Raw genomic sequence first — 22,860 nt, forward strand, 5'->3', positions numbered from 1 at the left:
CGCGGGCGATCCTCCGTTTCGGCCACGCGTGAGGCGACGCCGTGCGGCCGACTGCGGCCGGAGTTGCGGGCAGGATGCCCGCGCTACCGTGGCCGGCTCAGGGGGCAGGGCGCGCGACGATCGACGTTTTCAGGATCCCGATGCGCTCGACCTCCAGCTCGACGACGTCGCCGGGTTTGAGCCAGCCGCCGTTCCGGGCCGGGCCGTGGTCGCGGAGGCTGCCGACGTCCACGGTGCCAGTGCCGATCAGATCGCCGGGCAGCAACTCGGCGTCACGCGAGGCCCGCTCGATCATACTCGGGATGGAATGACGCAGCTGGGCAAGGTTGCCGCGTGAGATTTCGTGGCCGTTCACGCGGCCGCACACTTCGAGCGTGAGCGTCTCGCCGTCGACCCGATCGTGAAAGACGTTGCGCGACACCAGCCACGGGCCGACGGCGGTGGCGAAGTCCTTGCTCTTGGCCGGCCCACATCCCGCACTGCGCTCGCGTCGCTCCACATCACGCGCGCTGAAATCGTTGAGGATCGTGAAACCGAAAACGTGCTCCCACGCGCGGGCGCGCGGAATATTGATCCCGCCGTGACCGATGACCACGCCCAGCTCGAGTTCGAAATCCAGTTCGGTGCTGCCCGCGGGCGCATGCACCGACGCCCGATGTCCGACGAGCGTGGTCGGATTCGAAAAATAGAATGCGGGCTCCGCCCTCGAATCGACCGCGGTACCGCCGGGTGTGGCCGTCGCGTCGAAATCGCGGAAGGCCGGCGGGCGCACCACGGGTGGCAGGTACGCGAATTCGCTCTCGCGATAGCGCGGGCCCTTCCACGACGCGATGCGTTCCGGGCTGGGCCGGTCGTGCGCCATCAGCCACGGGAGCGTTGGCTTCATGCGCGGCGCCTCGCGCCCAATCAATCCCGCCAGCTCAATCCAAGTGCCATCCGGTGCGCCCGCCACCGGGACCGGCTCGAGGGAAGCACGGGGAAGAATCGTCGCGAGACGCATACACGCCGCAGGCGTTCCTGCGCCGGCATTACAATCCAAGCCCCGGGCTCCGGTCGATTCAATAAAGGGTCAGGCTGTTGCACGTTGCACTCGCGCAGACCCCATTGAAGTGCTGCCACTGTGCGCTGTGGGCGGAGGGCCCTCACCCCACGGTCCATTCGATCCTGACAACCCGCGGGGTGAGAGCACCCGGCAAACAGCTGAACTTCACTGGCGCCGCCGGCGGCCGAGCGACTGCTCGAGCTCGTGCAGATCGGCGTCGCTGAACGGCTCGAGCCGCGTGGCCGTGGCGGCCCGCGCTTCGGCAACCACTGCCGGCGAGACTGGGTCGGCGTCGTGCTCCCACGAGCGGCGGATGAACGTGAGCACCGCAGCCACGCCGTCGTCGTTCAAGGCTGCCTTCCACGGCGGCATGACGAGGTTCTCCTGCACTTTTCCGTTCAGTACGATGCGGGACAGGATGCGAGCGTCGCCCAGGACCCAGCGCGAATAGATCAGCGAGGGCGCGAGGCCGGCGAGGCCCTGGCCGTTGGGCTGGTGACAGGCCGCGCACAGCGCCGCGAACTGCGCCTTGCCTTGGTCAAACAGCTTCTGCTCGCTGGCGGACAGGGGCCGCACGGCGGCCGTCGCCTGTCCGGGTTTACCGGGCCACTTGAGCAACGCGACCAGCTGGCCGGCAATCGGGGCGGCGGGCGAATCCGTCCGCGCGGCCAGCGCAACGAGCGCCTTCGGCTCGGCCGGCAGGATGCCGGGAAATGATTTTCCGTCGGGCGACTTGGGCAGGAAGTGCCGCACGCCGGCCAGCATCGGCACGCGCGCCCACTCGGGCGTCACCGTCGCGCCGATGATTTCCATGACCCGTTCGATGCGGTCCGCCTTGCCTGATTTCAGGATCGCACTGACCGCGTAACGCAGCACGTCGCCGATCTGCTCCAGGGATTTCGCGCCCGCGACGAGGCCTTCCACGAGCGCGTTCTCGCGGCCGGCGATGCCGCTGATCACCGCGTCGGCCAGGAACGGCTGGCGGCCCGCGACCAGCACGAGATCGCGCAGCGCCCGATCCGCTTCCGGCGTCTTGGCCTCACCGAGGGACAGCGCGAGCTGCAGGCGGAGAGCCGGTTCGGTCCGCGTCGATACGAGCGCGGCAAGAGCCGTGACGAGTTCGGCGTCGCTGCCGGGCTGCTTGAGGAATCGTTCACCGACGCGCACGGCGGCGGCGGCCACGCGGGCGTCGGAATCACGCACCGCCGCCAGCACGGTCGCGCGATCCAGGGCGTCGCCCAACCCGTCGAGCGTCCACAACGCATGCAGCCGGGCCGCCGCCGGCCGGCGGGCGTCGAGCGCCGCGGAGCGCAGCACCGGGGTCGCCGCGGCATCGCGTTTCTCGACCAGCAGCCGTTGCGCGGTGTCGCGCACCCAGCCGTTGCCGTCTCCGAGCCGGTTCACCAGCTCGGAGGTCGACGCCCGCGCCAGCCCGGTGTCGAAGACCGCCTTCGGCGCGCCGTCCGGCACGATGCGCCAGATGCGGCCGAGGTGGATGCCCTTGTCCAGTCCGCGTTCCTCGACCTGCTTGCGCAGGAAGGACGTCAGGTAAATGCGGTGCTGCAGGATGCCGCGGTAGAGATCGACGACATAGAGCGCGCCGTCGGGACCGTTGAAGAGATTGACCGGGCGGAAACGTTCGTCGGTCGAGGTGAGAAACTCGGTGCCTTCGTAGGCATTGGCGCCGGTGATGGCGCCGTCCTTTTCGGTGATTTTGATTCGCTTGATCAGATTGGCCGACGGCTCGGGCACGAACGCATCGCCGCGAAACTCCGCCGGCAGCAGCGTGCCGCGATACACGACCGGCCCGGAGGCCGCGGTCATCGAGGTGATTTTCCCTTCCTCATCCAGAATCTGGTAGCCGCGATTCACGCCGGGGGTGACGCGTCCGGGCCAGATGCGGAGGTTGCCGGGAACGACGGCGACATTGGCACCGGTGGCGGCGAAGGTCGGGTTGCGTTTCAGATACGCCGTGGGCAGCGCGTCGTGGCGAAGCGGATCGCTGTTGCTGTTGTAATAGATGCGCCCGGCGTCGTCCTGCGTGATGCCCCACTGGCCGCGCGTCACGGTGGTGTCGCGGGCAAACTTCCCGTTGCCCTGCCAGCGAAGGCGCACGGTGTGATTGGCCGAGTAAATCCAGTTGTCCATCGCCCACATCAGGCCGTTGGCGTTGTGCTCGGGGTTGGTGATGTTGCCGTAGTCGTCAGCCACCTCGGTTTTCTCGTCGGCGACGCCGTCGCCATTCGTATCGCGGAGAAACCACAGCTTCGGCGGTTCGGCGACGAGCAGGCCGTCACCGACCAGGGAAATCGCGCGCGGCATCACCAGCTTGTCGGCAAACACCAGGCGTTTGTCGTAGCGGCCGTCGCCGTCGGTGTCGGTCAGGACCGCGATGGAGCACACCGGCTCGCGTTCGCCCTCGGCGTCGGCGTTCGGCATGTAGCCGCGCATCTCGAGCACCCAGAGCCGGCCGTCAGGCCCGAACTGGATCGAAATCGGATCGCCGATGAGGGGATCCGACGCGACCAGCTCCGCGCGAAAACCGGGGGCCAGTTTGAAGGTGGCCAATTCCTCCGCGGGCGTCCGCACGGGCGCCGGCGGGACCTTGATGTGAGCGGGAAGCGGCTGCTGGGTTTCGCCGCGCCGATCGCCATTTTGGGCGCAAAGCGGCGCGAGGGAGAGAGTCAACAGGGGCAGGAGGCGAAGTGGTCGCAACATGTGGGTGGGCAGACCGCGCAAGACGTTCAGGGTAACGAAAGGGTGTCAACGGATCCGGCAAGCGACTGTTGCGTAGACGGCGAACCGGGATCGCCCGCGAATCACGCGAAACACACGAAAAAAAGCCTCCGGCATGTCACGCTCTCTCCCTGGACCGGTTTAATTCTTCGCGTGATTCGTGTGATTCGCGGGCGAAAGTATGAGCTCCGCCCCGCCTCAATACGGTCCGCGGATGTGCGCCGCGACGTCGCGGGTGTAAAAATCGACGAGGTGCGCGTGCAACGCCGTGCTCAACCGGGGCAGGCCGGAGACGCGTGCGTTGGCCAGTGCCTGCTCGGGATTGCGCGCGCCGGGAATGATCACGCTCACGGCGTCGAAATCGAGACACCAGCGGAGCGCAAAGTCGCTCATCGTCATCCCGGCGGGAACCATGGGTTTCAACGCGTCCGCCAGCTCCACGCCCTTTTCGAAGGGCAGGCCGGCAAACGTCTCGCCGACGTTGAACTGCTGGCCGTCGCGGTTGAAATTGCGGTGATCGTTCGCCGGGAAGGTCGTGGCCCGCGTGAACTTGCCCGCGAGCAGCCCGCTGGCGAGCGGCAGCCGGATCAGGAGCGCTACCTTGCGCTGTTTCGCCTCGGTGAAGAGCGTGCGAATCGGCTTCTGCCGGAAAATGCTGAAGATGATCTGGAGCGCCGCGACGCCCTCCGTGCGCACGCAGAAGTCGGCTTCCTCCATCGATTCGACGCTCGCGCCGAAGTCGCGGATCTTGCCCTCGCGTTTCAACTCGCGCAAGTGCTCGAACACCTCGCCCTGCTTCAGCACGTCGAACGGCACGCAATGCAACTGGGTGAGATCGAGGGCATCCACGCCCAGCCGGCGCAACGACGCCTCCGTATGCTGGCGGATGCCGTCGCGGGTGAAGTTCGCGGGCCAGCCGGGCGGCGAGAAGCGGCCGAGCTTGGTCGCTATGTAAATTTTCCCGCGGGCCGCCGGCGTTTCCCGCAGGAAGCGGCCGATCAGTTTTTCCGCGCGCCCCATGCCGTAGACGTCGGCGGTGTCGAAGAGCGTCGTGCCCGCCTCGAACGCCGTGCGCAGCGTGGCGAGCGCGGTTTCCTCCGACACATTGCCCCAGCCTGCGCCGAGCTGCCAGGTGCCGAGACCGACTTCGCCGAGGGTGCGGCCGGTGGATCCAAACATGCGGGTGTTCATGAGCGGCCAACGTGAGTGACGGCACCGCGCCGGGCAAGCATACGGGAATGGATTGAATGGGACCGCGACCGCCCCCGGTCGCATGGGCTCGGAAGCGACCGGGGGCGGTCGCGGTCCCAGAACATCCCAACCCCCAGGGCTTCAGATCTCAAATCTCAGATCCCCGGCCGCAACGGCAGTCGCTCCAACTCGATCAACATCTGCACCTCGGCGAGCGCGGTCTTCGCGTCCATCGCGATCAGGAACTCCCACGCGGCGAGCACGCGGCGGTAAAACAGCACCCGCTCGGCCGCGGTCTTCCGCGACAGCGGCCGCACCGGTTCCTCGGCATGCACCGGGCCCGGGCCGATCTTCTCCGCGGCGGCGCGCACGCGTTCGTCGGGCTGTGTCTTCGCCCACGCGATGATCTGCGGCCGCCGGCTCGCGCCCCACCGGGCCACGGCCTCGGCCTTGACGCGATTGAGCGTGGCCGGCTCGGCGTAACCGGAGTTCCAATACACCTCGTTCATCAGCGGCGTGTCGTCGTTGCCCCGCGGCAGGAAGAGCTCGCGGCCGCCGTCCTCGAGTTCCAGCAGCTGCTTTTCAAACGCCACGACGTCGCTCGAGAGCCCGGGCACCTTGCCGGCCAGCAGCGCGGTCTTCCACGCGGGTCGAAGCGTCTCGCTCCAGACTTTGCGCGATTCGGCGAGCGCGCCGCGACGTCCGCCCCGCGCACCGCCGCCGCTTGCGCCACTCCGTTCGCCGCGGCCAGTGATCGCGGCCTGAAGTTGCTGGCGCGATCCGTTCAGGAGGAGTTCCTTCGCGGCCGGCACCTGGTCGACCAGCCGCTGGGTGAAGCGCGCGAACTGCTCCTGCCGCTCGCGCAACGCCGGATCGTTGGCTGGCGCGGTGCCGCGATCGACCGCGCGCTGAAAGGCCGTCACGGCCTGCTGCGTCCAGCTGGTCACGTTCAGCGTCGTGGCCAGCTTCGTTTCCACGAGCCGCGCCCACGCCTCGAGATAATGTTCCGACGTCGCGCGCGGCAGATCGATGGTATGATCGACGAGCGTCGCCGCCTCGTGTGCCGCCGCCAGCGAACGCACGCCGGGGCCGCGCACCTGTCCGGTCATCAGATCGAGTCCGAGCAGCGCCTCGGGCAGAAAGCGTTCATAGCCGGCCCAGCGTTCCGGATCCGGATCGGCGTCGCAGCCCGACGCCGGCGAGGCTTCGTCGACCGCCGTGAAACCTGCCACGCGCAACCGCACGCCCGGCGCCGTGCCCGTGGCCCACGCCGGCGGCGCGGTGGCAAACCACTCGCGCGGCGGGATCATGTCGCGGGCCACGCCCAGTTCATGAAAGCCGCCCGAGTGACACTGCGTCATGCCAAAGACCACGCGACCCCGGCCCAGTCCCTCCTCGAGCACCTTGCGCAGTTCCGCGACGCCGAGGATTTCCTTGTCGTCCGAATACCAGCCGCCCGCCCGGCGCCGGCCGCGTTTCAACTGCCACAGCGTGATCGCGCTCTCGCGTTTGTCGCCCGTGCCCGCGAGTTCGCCGTGGTCTCCAACTAATAGATACAAGGTGCCGCCGTCGCGCACCGTCGGCAGCACTTCCTCGCGCAGCGCTTTCAGGAAACTCTCCTTGGTCGCGGGCCGGTTGCGCGGCAGCGCGCCGGGCAGCCACGACTGCACCAGCAGGCCGTCGGATTTCACCTCGCGCCGTGCGTCCGCCAGAATCGGCGCCACGCCTTCCTGATTGCCGATGCCGAAGAACACCCACGTCGCATCCGGCGGGCACTCGCGACCGAAGAACGCCGCGATCGCGCGCGCCTGCAGGTACTGCGAGTAGTTGTTGCTCAGCGGTGTGCCGCCGCCCGAAAGCAAGACGTACGCATCGCGCGGCTGACCGCGACCCGGACCGGGCTTGGACGCAGCGGGCGACGTCGTCGACGCCGGAGCCGGCGCGTTCGTCGCGGGATCGGACACATGCGCGCAACCCGCCAGGACGAAAGCAAAGAGGACGGCGCAGAACGCGGACGCGAAAGTGGGGCGCGGCACAGCGCGTTGTTAGCGGCCGCCTCGCCCCCAGCGCAAACCGGAAAGGTTCCACACGACGTGGGGGCGTGGCGCGTCCACCCCAGAGCCGCCTCGCCTCCACGCCGATCCCAACCGCCACGTTACCCTTTTTCCGTCGCCCGGCCGTGACTGCCGGCGGCATTTTGCGTCCGGCGCGGGAACAAACCGCGCGGTTTGCGTCTCGCACTTCGCCCGCCTACCATTTCCACGCCATGATGTTTCGCCGCCTGCTGACCGCCGTTTCGCTTTGCCTGCTGACCCTGGTTCCGCACGCACCCGCGGTCGCCGCGACGGCCAAACCCTCCCACGTCCAGGCGTCGCTCGTCGCCGCCGACCAGTCGATCCAGCCCGGCCAACCCATCACGGTCGCGCTGCGCTTCGTGCACGATCCGCACTGGCACACGTATTGGATCAATCCCGGCACCGGGCTGGCCACGAGCCTGCAGTGGAAACTGCCCCCGGGGTGGACAGCCGGTCCGATTCAGTGGCCCGCGCCGACGGTGTTGAAAGACAGCAAGCGCAACGTCGTCGGCACCGGCTACGAAGGAGAATTGTTCCTGCCCGTCACGCTCACGCCGCCCGCCGACTTGAAGCCGGGCACGACGATCGAGCTGAAAGCCGACGCCGACTGGCTGATGTGCGAGGACGTGTGCATTCCGGGCAACGCCACTGTGGCGTTGAGCCTGCCGGTCACCGCCGACGTGCCGAAACCCGATCCCGTATCCGGAGAAAAGATTCGCGCCACCGTGGCCGGCCTGCCGCGCGCGGACGCCGCCTGGAAAGTCACGGCGTCGCGGACCGCGAAGAGCGTCACGCTCACCGTCACGCCCACCGCGCCGGGCGGCCACACGCCGAAAGACGTCCACTTTTTCGCCGAAGACGGCCTGGTCGCCTACGATCTGCCGCAAGTCGTGAAACCTGATGGCCGCGGCGGTTTCGTGCTGACGCTCCCCGTGGCGGCCGATGCGCCCGCCGACGCGAAGAAACTGATCGGCGTCGTCACCTCGGAAAACGGCTGGCTCGCTGGCACGCCGCTCCGCGGCCTGAGCGTCATGGCAGACTTCGCCCCCGGATCGACTGCCGGCGCCGCCGCGACGTCCGCCGCTCAACTCTCAACGCTCAACCCTCAACTCCCCCCCGCCGCCGCGGGCGCCTCCCTCCCCGGCACGCTGCTGCTGGCGTTTCTCGGCGGGCTCATCCTCAACCTGATGCCCTGCGTGTTCCCGGTGCTCGGGATCAAGATCATGGGGTTCGTCAACCAGGCGGGCCACCAGCGCAGCAAGATCGTGGCGCACGGCCTGGCGTTCACCATCGGCGTGTTGATTTCGTTTTGGGCGCTGGCCGGGGCGCTGGCGATTTTGCGCGCAGGCGGCAGCCAGCTCGGCTGGGGTTTCCAGCTGCAGTCGGCGGCGTTCGTGTACGCGCTGGCCGTGCTGCTGCTCGTTTTCGGGATGAACATGAGCGGCGTCTTCGAGTTCGGCCTCGGTGCGACCTCGGCGGTGTCGAACGCGCCTTGGATGCAGAAGCCGAAGTCGAACTACACTGAGTCGTTCCTGACCGGCGTGCTGGCGACCGCGGTGGCGACGCCCTGCAGCGCGCCGTTTCTCGCCCCGGCGCTCGGTGCAGCGCTGGCGGTGTCGACGGCGGAGTCGTTTCTCATTTTCACGACAATCGCGATCGGGCTGTCGACGCCGTACCTGCTGCTCTCGATTTTCCCGCAGGCCGTGAAGGTCCTGCCGCGGCCGGGTGCGTGGATGGAAACGTTCAAGCAGTTCATGGCCTTTCCGCTGTACGCGACCGTTGGATACCTGATCTGGGTGCTCGCGGCGCAGACGGGGGAGGAAGGTTTCCGCGGCGTGCTGTTCAGCCTGGTGCTGATCGCGATGGCCGTGTGGATGTACGGCCGCTGGAACGCCCCCGGTGCCTCGCCCGGCCGCGCCCGCTTCGGGATGATCAGTCTCATCGTCGTCGGTGCCGTCGGCCTGTGGGTCGGCTGGCCGCGGGACACGTCCGCCCCCGCGCCCGGTGCCGCGGCGGAGACCGCGCCGAAAGTCGTGTGGGAACCGTGGAGTCCGGAAGCCGTGGCCAAGCTGCGCGCCGAAGGCCGGACCGTGTACGTGGATTTCACCGCGCGCTGGTGTGCGACGTGCCAGACGAACAAGAAACTCGTCTTTGGATCCGACGAGGTGCTGACGTATTTCGCGGCGAACAAGATCGTCGCGCTGCGGGCCGACTGGACGACAAAGGATCCGCGCATCACGACTGAGCTAGCCGCGTATCAACGTTCCGCCGTGCCCTTCAACCTGATCTGGAAACCCGGCGCCGACGCCCCGCTCGTGTTGCCGGAGATCCTGACGCCGGGAACGGTGTTGGAGGCGTTGAAGAAGGGGTGAGGGGGGAAGTCAGGAGATCGGTATCACCGTTTTGCGGCTCTCGGGTGCAGGATTTCTGCTTGCCGCTTCATTGACGCCAGACAACCTGGCCCAACCAGGTTGATCGCCCCGGTTAAGCCAGGCTGAATAACCTGGTTTAACCACGTCAATCGACCTGGCCTGGCCGGGCCAACATCCGCTTTATCTACGTTCATGAGCCTTCTCGCCGATTTTGTCCGTTCACCCGTAAGAGCGGAGCTCCTCCGGGTCTTTTTTGGCCTGCGGCGTGGAACGTTGTATCGCGCGGAACTGATAAAGCTTATGCCGTTCGCGAAGGAGTCCGTGGAAACCCAGCTGAAGGCTTTGAAAGACATGCGGTTGATCGTAACGGAGAAGGACGGGAACCGGGTCTACTATTCAGCGAACCAGCTTCATCCGCTCTATCCTGACCTCCGCAGCATCGTGCTCAAGACCGTCGGCCTGCGCGACGTGCTCACGTCGGCGCTTACGGACAAGGAAATCGAGTTCGCCTTCGTTTTTGGCTCCATCGCCTCCATGACGGACAAACCCGAAAGCGACGTGGATCTGATGGTCATTGGTGACGTCACCGAATTTCGTCTCGCTCAGTTGCTCAGGGGCGTCGGTGACCAAGTCGGCCGCGAAATCAATCCTCACGTCTATACCCGGAACGAGGTTACCCGCCGGGTTGAATCAAACGATCACTTCCTCAAGGATGTGCTCCAGAAACCCAAGCTATTCCTGTCTGGAGACGAACATGAGTTTGATCGACTGGCGCAACGCGGGCTGGATTCGACCCCATAAGTCGAGCCCCGAGGAGATCCGTGATCTCTTTGGCATCGTCGACCGCGAACTCTCCGACGCAGCCAGCACATCCATTTCCGCGGACTCCCGCCATTTCATCGCCTACAATGGTGCGCTGAAACTGTGTGCCATTCTCCTCTACGCGGAAGGTTACCGTCCGGAAAAGGGCAAGGGATCGCACCAACTGGCGATCGATTCCATTCGCCACATTCTGGCTGACGCCCGCGAAGACGACATCGACTACCTTCATCTCTGTCGATCCAAGCGCAACACATCCGCCTATGACTACGCCGGCGGCATTTCCCATGAGAACGTTGATCAGCTGGTCGCGTTTACCCGTCGCTTCCGCTCGGACGTGCTGGCTTGGCTGAGGCAGCAGCATCCCGACTACGCGAACCTCCTGCCGAAATGAATGCCTGATGTCGGATGTATTCGATCGAGCGAATCGAACCGGAGTCATGTCCGCGGTCGCGATGCGATCGGCCGTTGAAACGCCCCGGGGGCGTCGACCGGACGACGAAGGATCCGCGCATCACGACGGAGCTCGCAGCGTATCAACGTTCCGCCATGCCCTTGACGCCGCGGACGGTGTTGGAGGCGTTGAAGAAGGGGTGACGACCGTAGCGCGCTCCAAGACACGCTGAAGCCGGTCTAGCGTTTTCTTCTGATATCGTGCTGCCAGTGAGAATTCCCAGATTCTAACGACCTGCCAAAAGAGTGCGCAAAAAGTGGAGTTCGCCCCAGAGTCCACGCTGTGCATTCGCGCTGAGCCCATCCACCGAAGCGGCGAGCAACCGCTGCCAGCGGGCGAGCTGGCTAATGAATACTGCGACGGCTTGCACTGGCTCGCCTCCCTCCTGCTCGACGCGACGCGCCAAGTCCTCCGCGGAAGTATCGCTAGCTCGTAGCGATCTACGAAATCAACATTTCACACGCGATGAATCGCTAGAACCTCAGCCAGGCTAACCGCAAAAGGTTCAGCGGATTGAAGTCCTGATTTTCTCCCCGTCAGTAGTTCATAGCGCCATTCCCATCCGGCGTAGAAGGAATCCGGCTCCACGTCGAAGACGGCGTAGATCGCATCGGAAGAGGGCTGTAGCGGATAGCCATGATTCAAGAGTTCGTATCCGGTGAACACCCGCGGGCCGCGTTGTTTCACCCTAAACATTCCTGGCATAGCACGACTACCGTGAGAATGAAGCAACAGATGGCGCGCGCCGGCGATCTCCGGGTTCAGGCGAATCGCACCTCGACGCGTGCCCGCGCGAAAATTGTAGAGTCCGGTTCGTTTGATCCACGCGAGTTGGTCATCACTCTCACACCAGCCAACAAGAACGGAGTGATCTGCGGGCGGCATTGAACGGAATCGGCCCTCGAAATCCCTTTCTGGTACGGCTTCATTCACCCGATCGCTCCCGCGGGACTCTGCGTTACGGTAAACATTAAACTGATGAAACGTTCCGCGCTCTCGTGAAGTGGCCCGGTTCGCAACGTGAGCGATCACTTCATCAAGGAATCGGGATAAATGTTGAATTTCGACGGGCTGGCCATCGCTACCGGGTTTAATCGAAAATGCGCCCAACCCCGGCAAAATCTCGTGAAACCCTTTGAACTCAGTCGAGTCTGACCGCGCTCCAGGATAGATGATATAAGCTCCCTCAGATCGGCGGATTGCATCTCGATACGCGTGCATCTTCAGCAAATCCGCTCGTCGGTAGTTCCCACGACGTTCCTCCAAGCGGGTTTGAATGATGTCTTCATCAGCTGATCCGAAAATCTCCGCGATATTCTCTACACGATATTTGGCGTCAAAGTGGATATGAACCACGAGTTCCTGCGCCTCTGCCTCGGCGAGTTCGAACCCGTCAGGCCAAAAACTCAAAGTGTAGTCGGGGCGCATTCTGCGCGTCCACGAACCAGCCGTCGCACGTGCTGCGCTGTGCTGCTGCGTTCTATTGTAGGAGAAGTTAACCTGAAGGTGGCGAGGGTGACGAGTGCTTCGCCCCCGAATTCCGAGTTCGCAGTGCGACTTCAATCGGAGGCTCAAACCGCCGTTGGAATGCTCGAACAATTCATGCGCGAGGGGAACAGCTAGTTCGAACTTGTCCCGAAAAAGCCGCAGTAGTTGAAAAAACACCCAATATTCGTAGAGCGCGGCCATGTCTCGCTTTCCAGCTCCGTAGACGTCTTCGCCACCTTGCCAAACCAACTGAGCAGCGAGATCAAACTTCAGCCAGGTCGTAAGAATTTCGCGGTAGCCAGGTTTGCGGTGTAACACGGGACTGCCGAGAGGAAGAAACTGCGGCGGGCCTATTCCCTTAAAAAAATCCCTGGATAGCACTTCACCAAGAAACTCCTTCATACGCTGGATGCTTCGACGCAGACGCCGCTGATCTGGTCCCTTTGATTTTTCGAGAAGCGCCTGAATACGCTGGAGAAAGTCGGCGAAGTGCGAGAGCACGTGCTTCACAAACCTGTTCTCCGCCGTGTCCGTCGACTCGACATTTCGGCGTACTGTCACAAAAGATGGTAGAGAGGGACGTGCTACGCCCAGCGCCTGCATTGCGGCCGCCAAAGAATGCGATTCATCCAGGTGAATTCGGTTCTTGCTCGTAGATATTTGCCGAGCGAAGTCCTTTCCGGGGCGACGCAGTTGAGAGATTGAGCGCCGTTCGACGTTGGAAAACAGGGTGTGATGAGGGGTCGCAGTGATTCGCTCCAGGGCCGAACGGAAGGACTTTGAACCAAGGAGAGCGGAAAGAAATTCGATTTGCCGAGGCAGATTATGCGGGTCGCTTCGGTTTGTGGGCGCGATCCGCATCCGAGCTGTGGTCCGAAGATCGAAAAGCAGTTCGCCGCATTGTTCGGCAATCGCCGAAAGCATACCGCGGTAATCCGTTCGATAATTTAGTTTGGTCGAAACAATCTCGATAGAACCTCGTGCCACAGTCTGACCGGTGGCAGTCGTGCCCAACGTTATTTGCAGCAATCCCGTTTCGGCTCCCGTTTCAATCCGACCAACAGCCGGTCGGATCGAGTTTGGCTTCACCAGACCGCTGGGTTGAACGCAAAGCTGCCCGCAGTGGGCGAGCAGTTCGAAATCGTAGCACCAGCCCTCAAGCAACTGCACCTGTTCCTCTCCGAATTCCGTGGCTTCCGCCGCTCTAAGGATCCGAATTGTGGGTGGTTTTGCGTCGCTCTGGACAATCCTGACCTTTGCAGCGAGACGCCCTTGCTCATCAAAGCACGCGACTTCGGCTTCTCGAGCAAAGTTAGCCATTCTAGGCTTCTGCGAAGCTGACGAATCCGTGATTTCTCAGACGAGCGAGCATTCGTGTCAGTTTGTCAAAGCTCAGAAAGTAGTAGGCCCCTTCAGCTTCGAATGTAGGGCTTCCGTCGGGCCGCGCGCCCAAAGGGTCGAGACTTTCATCATCCAATTTTGCGGCGTTCACCGCTTGGCTTCGCAAGGCTTTGATATGGTCGAACTGACCGGACTCAGCGTCCACATTCCAGGAGCGAGTGCTGTGACATAGGATCGCGAGCGCACTGAGAACAGGTTCCAGTTTAGCGCGTGCCCCATGGAGACGAGGCAATAGCTTTTGCACGATTTGAGCATCCATCGCGGAACGGAAATCCCAATCATCCGAGCTTAACGCGCGATGAGTTTCGATGAACGCTGCAATTTCTTTAGCGACGCGAAATCCGAACTCAGATTGTACGCCAGTCAACACGTCGAAGAAGAGGAGAAGCTCTGCCTTTAATTTCGCCTGAGTTTCCTTTTCCAGCGTCAATCCATAACCGGAACGTGCGACGAAAACTTGACCGAACTCAGCACCACGACCGTCGAGCTTAGGCAGGGACACCGATTTCGGATTGTCCAGAAACCCCGCCATCTCCTCGCCTCTAATGCGAAACTCGATCACATTCGCACGATCGAGGACTTTGGGAGAAAACATGTATGTAGTCTCGTCGATATTGACCGTGCCGATGACGAACAGATTCGCCGGCAGCCTGATTTCGCCAGGAACCCCGTCGCGAATAGCGGGCCGACCGTCGGCAGTTCGATCTGAGTGAAGGTGAATAGGTTCATCCGACTCGAGCGCCGAAAGTATATCTGCGAAATACCGCTCGACGTGAGAGAGATTCATTTCGTCCAGAATCAGGAAGTACGGTTGATCCGGCTTCGACTCCGCACGGAGGATTATATCTAGCGCTTTGGTTCGGACGTAGCGGTTTGGATTTAATCCGTCTGCGTATCCAAGCACTTGTTCATTGCTGGTCCAATCTGCGCCGACTGCCACAACCTCGTAGCGTCGATGGAGGGTCGTGTTGCTGCGTGACTCACACACAGCAAAAGCTGCAGCCTTCAGGTGCGTCTCAAATGAATTCAGCTGCTTAGAAAATTTTGTAGCGGTCTCAATGGCATCTCTTAGATGCCGCGCGGGGGCATCACGAGTCAGCCCTTTTTCTTGTATATAATCAGCCCACTCTTGGATGAGAGCGCGCGGGAGAACGACTTTTGTCGCGTTTGACTCTTCTACAGCGTTCCAGAACTCGACGGCCAAGCGGTCTGATCTTCGAACGTAGTAGGTGATCCGGTCTGAGGGTATCTCGGCTCCGATTTTGAACGGATCGTCTCCTGCTACGTCGGTTGTGATCCATCGCGCAAACGATTGTGCGACTTTCGTTTTTCCGGACCCACTCAATCCAGTTAAGATCAGGAAGCGCTTTGCTAGAAGAGATGCGATAAGCCTGCGCAGGAATTCAGGTTGCAGGGCCAGCCCTGCCGACACGCAGTCCACATGACACGAATGAACAAGGCTGTTTAGTTTCGAGACGGTCATAGCGGTGACCATTTTCCGCTCTCCAAATACTCGATGAAAGCACAACCGGCGTAGCCTTCGCCGAAATCGTCGAGCGGATCGAATGCGCGCTCACTGCTCGCATCGTCTGAAACACCTTCGAAATACGGAATATGATCACCGTCTAACAAGCGAAAGCGGTGGATCAGTTGTGCCTCTTTCTTTTCATCAAAGTCCTGCGAGCAGACGCTCATGTTGGCGGCGCTATCAAGGTCTGTAGTTATTTTCCACATGGTAGGGTCAGTTGCGGGAAGGATCTGCTACGGCTGTCGATGTCCGATAGCCGCTGCGAGTATAACGGGTTTCGAGTTCGGGCACAGGCGCAGGCGAATCGTGGATGTCGACGCCGTGTTCGAGGGCGTTTTCGGGATGGAGATCCGGAAATAGCCAGAGCAGCGCGTGCCACCCGCGAAGGAATGTCTCCACCGGCATCGCACGCATGGTTTTGCGGTCCGCTCGCATAAGCGGGTCCAGCCAGCGGGCCGCTTCCGATTGAGAAGCAGGAAGGGACATCGCGGGCTTCCTCGGAGCCGCAGCTCCTTGCGCTTTCGCCGCGGTCGTCGCGGGTTGGAGAAACCGTTTCACCGCCAAACCCACCGCTTCGCCAATGAGGGGAGGCACGGCGTTGCCGATCAGGCGGAACGAATGCGTGCGGGCTTCCGGAAAAACGAACCAGTCGGGAAAACTTTGGACCCGCGCTGCTTCACGCGGAGTCAGCGAGCGATTCTGCACCGGATGAATAAACATCAGGCCGTCCTTGCTCAGATGCGCAACGATGGTGGAGCACGCGCGATTGCGATGCTGACGGGTGTAACGATCCTTGAAGGTGGTTTTCTTGTAGGGAAACTCGAACTTCACGCCGCGCTTCACGGCGGCCGCTGAACTCTCGCCCTCGTCGAGCCGGAGGAAGTCGCGCAAGTCGCGGGCACTGTGCGGGCGGGCGACGTGGTTGAAAATGGCCGGTGAAGCCTCCACCTGGGCAACCCGATCCAGATAGTTTTTCCGGAAGCGATCGCGCGTGCCGCCAAAGAAAACCGCGTTGCGGCGTTTTTCGTCGTAAGGAAGCTCGTTCTCACCGTCTCCGGCGGCCAGCACCGGCAGGTCGAGAATGGCGTCACCCAACATGGTTTCCAGGGTAGCCCGGGGCGCAGGCGCGAGTTCAGCAGGAAAATAGCCGGGCAAATCGGCGCGGACGCCGACAATGAGCTGACGGCGGCGCTTTTGGGGCACGCCGAGCTCGACGCCCCGCTCGATCTGAGGGTGGACACGATAGCCGGGCCGGCCGCCGTCGCGGCCGAGACTGCGCGCCTCGTACTGGACCGCGGTGAAGTACCGCCCCCCAGCGGCAGAGCGCAGGCCGAGGACATTCTCTATCACGAAGATTTTCGGCTGAAAGTGCTCCACATAGTCGAGAAAGTTCCTGAAGAGATGTCGACGCGGGTCAGCTTTCAGCCGCGCGTCGCCGTGATTTGAGCCGTCACGCTGGCGGGCGGTACTGAAACCCTGGCAGGGCGGCCCCCCCACGATCACATCGACAGAGCGGGTTCCGATAATCGCCTCCAAAACGGATGGCGGGAATGCGGTGAGATTGGCTTCAAGCGCATAGCCGACAGGTCTGAGGCCGGTGGGACCCTTGGCTTGGAGATTCGCCCGAAGGGTTTCGATCGCCGCGCCGTTAAAATCGACCGCCGCCAGGCAGTCGAATCCAGCTCGGAGCATGCCGAGCGTAAATCCCCCGCAGCCGGAAAAGAGATCAATAAACGTGGGGGCAGAATTGGCCGGGGCTATCATACGGATAGGCTGCGAAAACCTGCGGCAACCAAGACTGGTTCAACGCATGCCCGAGGTGGTGTAAAATGAAGGAAGCAGAGCATGGTCGAACAATACAGAAATGGGTGGGACATTGCTTGTCCCAACCCAGAGTAAAAGCAGGATGTAATTGGGACAACACCGACAACGTTGCCGATGAACAGATGCGGCTCGTCAGGGGTGCGCAAGCCCGCCCACCTACCGCTTTTCCGGGAGGCTGCACCATTGACAGGTTAGACGAAATCGGAATGGCGCTCCTTCGTTCGAACCGGCAGCGCCTTGGTGCGGCGAACGGCAAAGTCTCATCCGCGACGGAATGCCCAACCTCCGGGCAGGATGGAGCTGCTGGCGGGCCGTCACTTTAATCTCCCCGTCCACCGCCTCCTCCGTTCACACTCCAGCTCCCATGAAACTTCCCCTCCTGCCCCTGCTCGCTCTCCTGCTTGCTTTCACGTCGCTCCGCGCTGCCAGCGATCCGGCGGCGTGGAAGGCGGCGGACGACGCGCGCGTCCAGGCCATGATCTCGGCTGACGCCAAGCAAATCGCGACGGTGTTTTCGGACGACCTGCTGTACGTCCACTCCAACGGCAAGCCCGACACGAAGGCCACGTTCACCGAGGCGCTGGTGTCCGGGAAATCCAAATACAACAAGGTCACCTACGATCAGCGCGAATTCCGCGAAGTCGCGCCCGGCCTCGTGTTGATGAACGGCCGCTGCCGCGTCCTCCTCGGCAAGGCCGCCCCCTTCACCGAACTCAACCTCTCGTTCCTCGCTGCGTACCGGCTCGAAAAGGGCACGTGGCGCTTTCTCGCGTGGCAGTCGTGCAAGCTGCCGGAGCCGGCGGCGGGCGCGGCGAAGCCGTGAACGGCTTCGCGGTAGTTGAAAGTTGAAGGGTGAAAGTTGAAAGACCGGGCCCTCAACGGCCCTTGGCTGTCGCTTCTGGGCCGTGGCGACTGAGAGGGGTTAACGCTTGTCCGGGCTTTCAACCTTCAACGTTCAACTTTCAACTGCCCGATTCCCTCTGAAGGAATCGGGCCCGTCCCATTTGACCCGGAGCGCGTCCCCCACACGCTGACGACGTGCTGTCCGACGCTTTTGCAGGTTTGCAAAAACTGGTGCTGCCCGATCGGTGGCAGGCACTGGCGTTGACCGCCCTGCGCGCGGGCAAGGACGTCGTGATCGACGCCCCGACCGGCGCCGGCAAAACCTACGTTTTCGAACGCTGGGCCGAACAGACGAGCTTCGCCCGCCGCGCGCTCTTCACCGTTCCGACGCGCGCGCTGGCCAACGACAAATTCGCCGAATGGCGCGCCCGCGACTGGGACGTCGGCATCATGACGGGCGACCTGTGCGTCAACCCCGACGCCCCGATCGTCGTCGCCACGCTCGAAGCGGTGCAGGGCCTGGTCATCGCCGGGAGCGCCGGCCTCCCGCCGGCCGGTTCAGGAAATGCGAGCGGTTCGGTCGGAGGCAGCCGGGCCGCCGGCGCTCCCGCGTTTCAACTCCTGGTGGTCGACGAGTACCACTGGCTCGCCGATGCTCACCGCGGCAATCACTACGAGGGCGTGTTGCTGTCCGCCGCACGCGATCTGCAACTGCTGCTGCTGTCGGGCGCGGTGGCCAATCCCGACGACGTGGCGGGCTGGCTGCGCCGGCTCGGCCGGACCGTCGAGGTCGTCATTCACCGCGAGCGCCCGGTGCAGCTCGACGAGGTCGACGTCGACGATCTGATCCACGGCCTGCCGCGTTGCATCGAGGGTTTCTGGTCGAAACGCGTCGCCGGCGCCCTGCGCGAAGGCCTCGGCCCCGTGCTCGTGTTTGCCCCGCACCGGGCCGACGCCGAGCGGCTCGCACGGCAGTTTGCGCGCGAGCTGCCGCTGGCCGACACCCTCACGCTCACACCCGAGCAGGAGCAGTTGTGCGGTCCGCGGCTGGCCAAGCTCATCTCGCGTCGCGTGGCCTACCATCACAGCGGACTCAGCTACGCGCAACGCGCCGGCGTGATCGAACCGCTGGCCAAGGCGGGCCAGCTCCGCGCCGTCGTGGCCACGCTGGGGCTCAGCGCCGGGATCAATTTCTCACTGCGCTCGGTGATGATCACCGCCGGCACATATCGTCACAACCATATCGAGCGCGAGATCGCCCCGCACGATCTCCTGCAGATGATCGGTCGCGCCGGTCGTCGCGGGCTGGACGAAATGGGCTACGTGCTCGTCAGCACGACGACGCCCCGGATGCGCCGCGCCGAGCCGTTGCGGCTGAAACGCGCCGCCGCGCTGCCGTGGGCGTTTTTCCTCCGGCAGCTGCGAGCCGGGCGCGACGCCGCGGAACTGGCGGCCACGGAATCGACGCGTTTCTTTGCCGATGAACTCATCCCGCTCGGGATCGAATCCGCGTCCGCGACGCGGCGTCACGCGCTGCCCTGTGGTGAACGCACGGATACGGGCCGAGCCCGCCTCGTGCGGCGGGAGCGAAATCCATTTGTCGGATGCGTCACGTGTGCGCACCGCGCCGCGTGTCTCGCGCTCTCGCCGAACCCGACGCTGCTCTGGCAGTGGCAGCGCACGGACGTGCTGGATCGTTCGCTCGCGCTGACGGTGCGCGGGGAAATTGTTTCGTTCTTCCTCGGGCCCGAGGGTCTGGCGATCGCGGCGGCGCTCGAGGATCGGCGGTATCCGATCGACGACCTGCTGTTCGACATCGCGAACCTCTACGCGAACGATCGTTTCTCCGGCACCAATCCGCGCGGCATCGGCCGTCTGGCGGAGGCCTGCACGCGGGCGTACCGCCGGCTCAGCATCGACGGCTGGCTGCACGAAGGCCTGCCGCTGCAATACGGGTCCGGCGGGAGCGATGCGGTGCGTGCGATCGTGGCCGAGGGCGCGCGCACCCGGGAAGTCATGGATGAGATCGAGACGGCCGGCCGCGGCGACATCGACCGCCTGCTCACCGAATGGCGCAGCCTGCTGCGGCAGATCGCGCGGGCGGGTCCGTTGCTCGGCGACGGCGCGCCGATGACTGGCCGGGATCATTTCATCGCCGAGCGCTGGGATGAGTTTCGGACGCTCGCGCGACACTGGCTGCGCGAGTCGCCGATGGACTCCTTGCCGGATTTGCCGCCGCTCACGGCTGACCAGCGCCGCGCGATCAATCACAGCGTGCTGCGCAATCCCCGGCCGCCGGCACCGGGGCGGGCGCACGAGGGGTTGAACACCGCCAGAGCAGCAGGGCGTTGAGCGCGCGTAGGGCGCGGGTGCAAGGGACGGACGCAACGCGCAACAGCCTGACCCCTTCCGTAAGGGGTCAGCAACGGTCTTTCAGGCGAGGTTAAATTGAGGATTTTTAATGAGGTGGTTGAGAAGGACGACGAGCTTCCGCATGACGGCGGTGATGGCTACTTTCTTAGGCTTACCTGCGGCGACGAGTCGTTGATAGAATGATTTCAGAACGGGGTTGAATCGGGTGGCGACGAGGGCCGCCAGGTAGAGGACGCGGCGGACTTTTACTCGACCGCCGCGGATAGTTCGTCGACCGCGGAGGGTGCCACTGTCGCGATTATAGGGCGCGACACCCGCGAGTGCTCCGACTTGCTTGCGGCTGAGTTTCCCCAGTTCGGGGAGCTCGGCCAAGATGGTGGAGGCGGTTACTTTCCCGATGCCTTTGACCTGTTGCAGCCGCGCGCTCTGCCCGCGCAACGTGTCATCGTCATCGATCTGTTGCTCAATCATCACCTCGATTTGCTGGACCTGTTTCTGCAGCTCCCCGATTAGACTTTGGATCAGCTTTTTGAGCACGACGTCGCGAGTCTGCATCAGTCGCTGTTCCTCCATTGTGAGCAGGTTCACCAGTTGCTCCCGGCGCTGGACCAGCGCGGCGAGTCTTTGGCGTGAGGGCGAAGGAGCTTCGAGGACCGGGGGCTGAAGGAGTTCACCAAACTCCCGTAGCACCGACGCATCAATCTCGTCGGTCTTCGCCAGCAGCCCTTGCGCCCTGGCAAACGACCGCACGCGGGCAGCGTTGACCAAGCTGACGGGAATGTTGGCGGCCCATAACGCCTCCAGTAGCTCGCGTTCGTAGCCGCCACTCGGTTCACAAATCACGTGCACCGGGCCCGCCATTTTGCCCAGCGATTCGATGAGGCCAGTGATTCCGGCGGCGGCGTTGTCGTAGCGCTCCGGACTGCGTCCAACGAGCGAGACATCCAACGCTTCTTTGCAGATATCGACTCCGGCGTAGGTCGGAGCTGGTTCGGTCATTTTATTCATAGCGCTCTGTCTTGCGATTCGAGCTGCGCGGCCGTGAGGCCCGCGCTCTTCCAACGGTTCGAGTTTGTATGAAGAATCCCGAGCCGACCGCGCTGACCCACGAGATCACCTGGCGTCTCAAGGCCATGTTATCGATCTGACTCGGAAAGGGAGTCGCCACCGGTCTGGTTGCGGCTTCCTCCGACGAGCCTGTCGCCCATTCTCGGAAGCCGCAACCAGACCTTCGCCGTTCAAGATACAAGGCTGTTGCGCGTTGCAGGCGAGGACGCCTGCACTCCCGGGGAGAAGCCTTTCTCGTTGCGCACCTCGACCGGAGCGCGCAATTCAACCCGTTTTCCGCGTGAACGCCGCTCACACCCGATCCGTCCTGCAGCTCGTGGGTGCCGCCCTGTGCTGGAGCTTCGCGGGCGTGCTGATCAAGTCCGTCGCCGCGACGTGGCCCGGGCTGGCGGTCGCGGGCGGGCGCGGCATCATTGCCGCCGTTTTCCTCGTCCTGACCAATCGCGGGCTGCGTTTTCATTTCTCCCGCGATCAGATCATCGGCGCGGTCGGCTATGCGGCGTGCACGGTCACGTTCTGCACGGCCACGACGCTCACGAGCGCGGCCAACGCCATCCTGCTCCAATACACCGCGCCGATCTGGGTCGCGCTGCTCAGCGCCTGGCTGCTGGGCGAACGCGCGACGCGCGCGGACTGGGTCACGATCGTCGCGGCGCTGGGAGGCATGGCGCTGTTCTTCAAGGACAGCCTCACCCTCGGCCACCTCGACGGCGATCTGCTCGGGGCGCTGAGCGGACTGTGTTTCGCGGCGATGACGATCGCGTTGCGCCGGCAGAAAGACGGTTCGGCAGTCGAGTCGATCATTCTCGGCAACACGCTCGCGTTCGTGATTGGGCTGCCGTGGATCCTCAGCGCGCCGCCATTACCGCCAACCGGGTGGGCGGCGCTGGGCGCGCTCGGCGTGATCCAGCTGGGCGTGTCCTACTGGCTCTACGCGCGCGCCATCCGACACGTGACCGCCCTGGAAGCCGTCCTGATTCCGGTGATCGAACCGATCCTCAATCCAGTGTGGGTGCTGATCTTCATGCACGAAAGGCCCTCCGGCTGGGCGCTGGCCGGCGGCACGATCGTGCTCACCGCCGTCACAGTGCGGGCAGTGATGTCGATCCGACAACGCCGCGCGCTCGCCGCCGCCTAGTCGGTCCCTCACGACCGTCAGGGAGGGGCACCGGTAACAGGCCGGTTACGATCATTCACGCGACGGCGCTGAGTAAAACGCTACGCTCCGTGACGCCGCAGGTCGTCGCGGTGTGGTTGGTTTCCTCCTCATGTCCGCCTCATCCCGTTTAGCAGCGAGCCTTGCCCATGAGGCTTCGTCTGCGGGCCGCGCGCGTTGGGGTCGCCGGTCACAGCGTTGCGGCACGAACCACTTTCACGACTTTCCTCCCTCTGCCGGGCGGCAGATCGCGGTGAACGAAGATCCCGGAGACGCTGCTGCGAACTCCGGGCTTGCCCGGGCACCACGCGGGCCCACCTACCCTACGTCCGCGGGAGTGCTCGTCCTGCCGCCCGGCACCGCAGCCTCGCCGCAACCCAAACCGGTTGCGCGGGTCGGAACCCACCGTCGCCCGGCGATCCTTTGCCGGCGGCTGGCCCGCGGTCAGCGGTCTCGACCTAACACCCGCTGACTCAGGGCTGGTCGCCGG

The 22,860-nt window shown here is 63.7% G+C and carries 16 protein-coding genes; 6 read left to right on the forward strand and 10 right to left on the reverse strand.

Annotation, left to right across the window (positions count from 1 at the left end; genetic code table 11):
• Positions 1 to 97: 97 nt before the first annotated feature.
• The 4 genes from ACLJEU_RS26005 to ACLJEU_RS26020 form a co-directional block, all read right to left on the reverse strand.
• Positions 98 to 886 (reverse strand): fumarylacetoacetate hydrolase family protein, encoded by a 789-nt coding sequence (locus ACLJEU_RS26005; RefSeq protein WP_414661083.1) that lies wholly within the window; start codon positions 884 to 886, stop codon positions 98 to 100.
• Between the two features lie 321 nt (positions 887 to 1,207).
• A complete protein-coding gene (locus tag ACLJEU_RS26010; RefSeq protein ID WP_414661082.1) occupies positions 1,208 to 3,730 on the reverse strand; it encodes a DUF7133 domain-containing protein in 2,523 nt (840 codons plus the stop codon).
• Positions 3,731 to 3,976: 246 nt separating this feature from the next.
• A complete protein-coding gene (locus tag ACLJEU_RS26015; RefSeq protein WP_414661081.1) occupies positions 3,977 to 4,969 on the reverse strand; it encodes an aldo/keto reductase in 993 nt (330 codons plus the stop codon).
• A gap of 155 nt (positions 4,970 to 5,124) precedes the next feature.
• Complete coding sequence (locus ACLJEU_RS26020; protein WP_414661080.1) at positions 5,125 to 7,005, reverse strand: hypothetical protein; 1,881 nt, start codon at positions 7,003 to 7,005, stop codon at positions 5,125 to 5,127.
• Between the two features lie 230 nt (positions 7,006 to 7,235).
• Here ACLJEU_RS26020 and ACLJEU_RS26025 point away from each other — a divergent pair, with 230 nt between their 5' ends.
• The 3 genes from ACLJEU_RS26025 to ACLJEU_RS26035 all read left to right on the forward strand — a co-directional run bounded on the left by ACLJEU_RS26025 (position 7,236) and on the right by ACLJEU_RS26035 (position 10,629).
• Complete coding sequence (locus ACLJEU_RS26025) at positions 7,236 to 9,416, forward strand: protein-disulfide reductase DsbD family protein (RefSeq protein ID WP_414661079.1); 2,181 nt, start codon at positions 7,236 to 7,238, stop codon at positions 9,414 to 9,416.
• A gap of 192 nt (positions 9,417 to 9,608) precedes the next feature.
• Positions 9,609 to 10,217: a nucleotidyltransferase domain-containing protein gene (locus ACLJEU_RS26030; protein ID WP_414661078.1), complete on the forward strand. Its 609-nt coding sequence runs from the start codon at positions 9,609 to 9,611 to the stop codon at positions 10,215 to 10,217.
• On the forward strand, positions 10,171 to 10,629 hold the full coding sequence (locus ACLJEU_RS26035) for a hypothetical protein (protein WP_414661077.1): 459 nt from the start codon (positions 10,171 to 10,173) through the stop codon (positions 10,627 to 10,629). Before ACLJEU_RS26030 ends, ACLJEU_RS26035 begins: the two co-directional genes overlap by 47 nt.
• Before the next feature lie 286 nt (positions 10,630 to 10,915).
• Here the strand turns inward: ACLJEU_RS26035 and ACLJEU_RS26040 are convergent, their stop codons facing one another.
• Genes ACLJEU_RS26040 through ACLJEU_RS26060 form a run of 5 tightly spaced genes read right to left on the reverse strand, consistent with a single transcriptional unit; the run spans position 10,916 to position 16,870 of the window.
• Positions 10,916 to 11,095 (reverse strand): PD-(D/E)XK motif protein, encoded by a 180-nt coding sequence (locus ACLJEU_RS26040; RefSeq protein WP_414661076.1) that lies wholly within the window; start codon positions 11,093 to 11,095, stop codon positions 10,916 to 10,918.
• 50 nt (positions 11,096 to 11,145) lie between these two features.
• Complete coding sequence (locus ACLJEU_RS26045; protein ID WP_414661075.1) at positions 11,146 to 13,497, reverse strand: DUF2357 domain-containing protein; 2,352 nt, start codon at positions 13,495 to 13,497, stop codon at positions 11,146 to 11,148.
• 1 nt (position 13,498) lies between these two features.
• On the reverse strand, positions 13,499 to 15,061 hold the full coding sequence (locus tag ACLJEU_RS26050; protein WP_414661074.1) for an McrB family protein: 1,563 nt from the start codon (positions 15,059 to 15,061) through the stop codon (positions 13,499 to 13,501).
• Positions 15,058 to 15,312 (reverse strand): hypothetical protein, encoded by a 255-nt coding sequence (locus ACLJEU_RS26055; RefSeq protein WP_414661073.1) that lies wholly within the window; start codon positions 15,310 to 15,312, stop codon positions 15,058 to 15,060. The genes ACLJEU_RS26050 and ACLJEU_RS26055 overlap by 4 nt, the downstream gene beginning before the upstream one ends.
• 7 nt (positions 15,313 to 15,319) lie before the next feature.
• A complete protein-coding gene (locus ACLJEU_RS26060) occupies positions 15,320 to 16,870 on the reverse strand; it encodes a DNA cytosine methyltransferase (protein ID WP_414661072.1) in 1,551 nt (516 codons plus the stop codon).
• 424 nt (positions 16,871 to 17,294) lie between these two features.
• Here ACLJEU_RS26060 and ACLJEU_RS26065 point away from each other — a divergent pair, with 424 nt between their 5' ends.
• Together ACLJEU_RS26065 and ACLJEU_RS26070 are read left to right on the forward strand one after the other, a co-directional pair.
• Positions 17,295 to 17,753 (forward strand): nuclear transport factor 2 family protein, encoded by a 459-nt coding sequence (locus tag ACLJEU_RS26065; protein ID WP_414661071.1) that lies wholly within the window; start codon positions 17,295 to 17,297, stop codon positions 17,751 to 17,753.
• Positions 17,754 to 17,968: 215 nt separating this feature from the next.
• Positions 17,969 to 20,125, forward strand: a complete 2,157-nt coding sequence (locus ACLJEU_RS26070; protein ID WP_414661070.1) for a DEAD/DEAH box helicase — start codon at positions 17,969 to 17,971, stop codon at positions 20,123 to 20,125.
• A gap of 81 nt (positions 20,126 to 20,206) precedes the next feature.
• Here ACLJEU_RS26070 and ACLJEU_RS26075 read toward each other — a convergent pair whose 3' ends face one another.
• Positions 20,207 to 21,154, reverse strand: a complete 948-nt coding sequence (locus ACLJEU_RS26075) for an IS110 family RNA-guided transposase (protein ID WP_457795318.1) — start codon at positions 21,152 to 21,154, stop codon at positions 20,207 to 20,209.
• Between the two features lie 340 nt (positions 21,155 to 21,494).
• Here ACLJEU_RS26075 and ACLJEU_RS26080 point away from each other — a divergent pair, with 340 nt between their 5' ends.
• Positions 21,495 to 22,352 (forward strand): DMT family transporter, encoded by an 858-nt coding sequence (locus ACLJEU_RS26080; RefSeq protein ID WP_414664522.1) that lies wholly within the window; start codon positions 21,495 to 21,497, stop codon positions 22,350 to 22,352.
• Positions 22,353 to 22,860: the final 508 nt, after the last annotated feature.

Source organism: Terrisphaera buseokensis, from assembly GCF_047521145.2.
In the GTDB taxonomy this organism is placed as follows: Bacteria; Verrucomicrobiota; Verrucomicrobiia; order Opitutales; family Opitutaceae; genus ER46.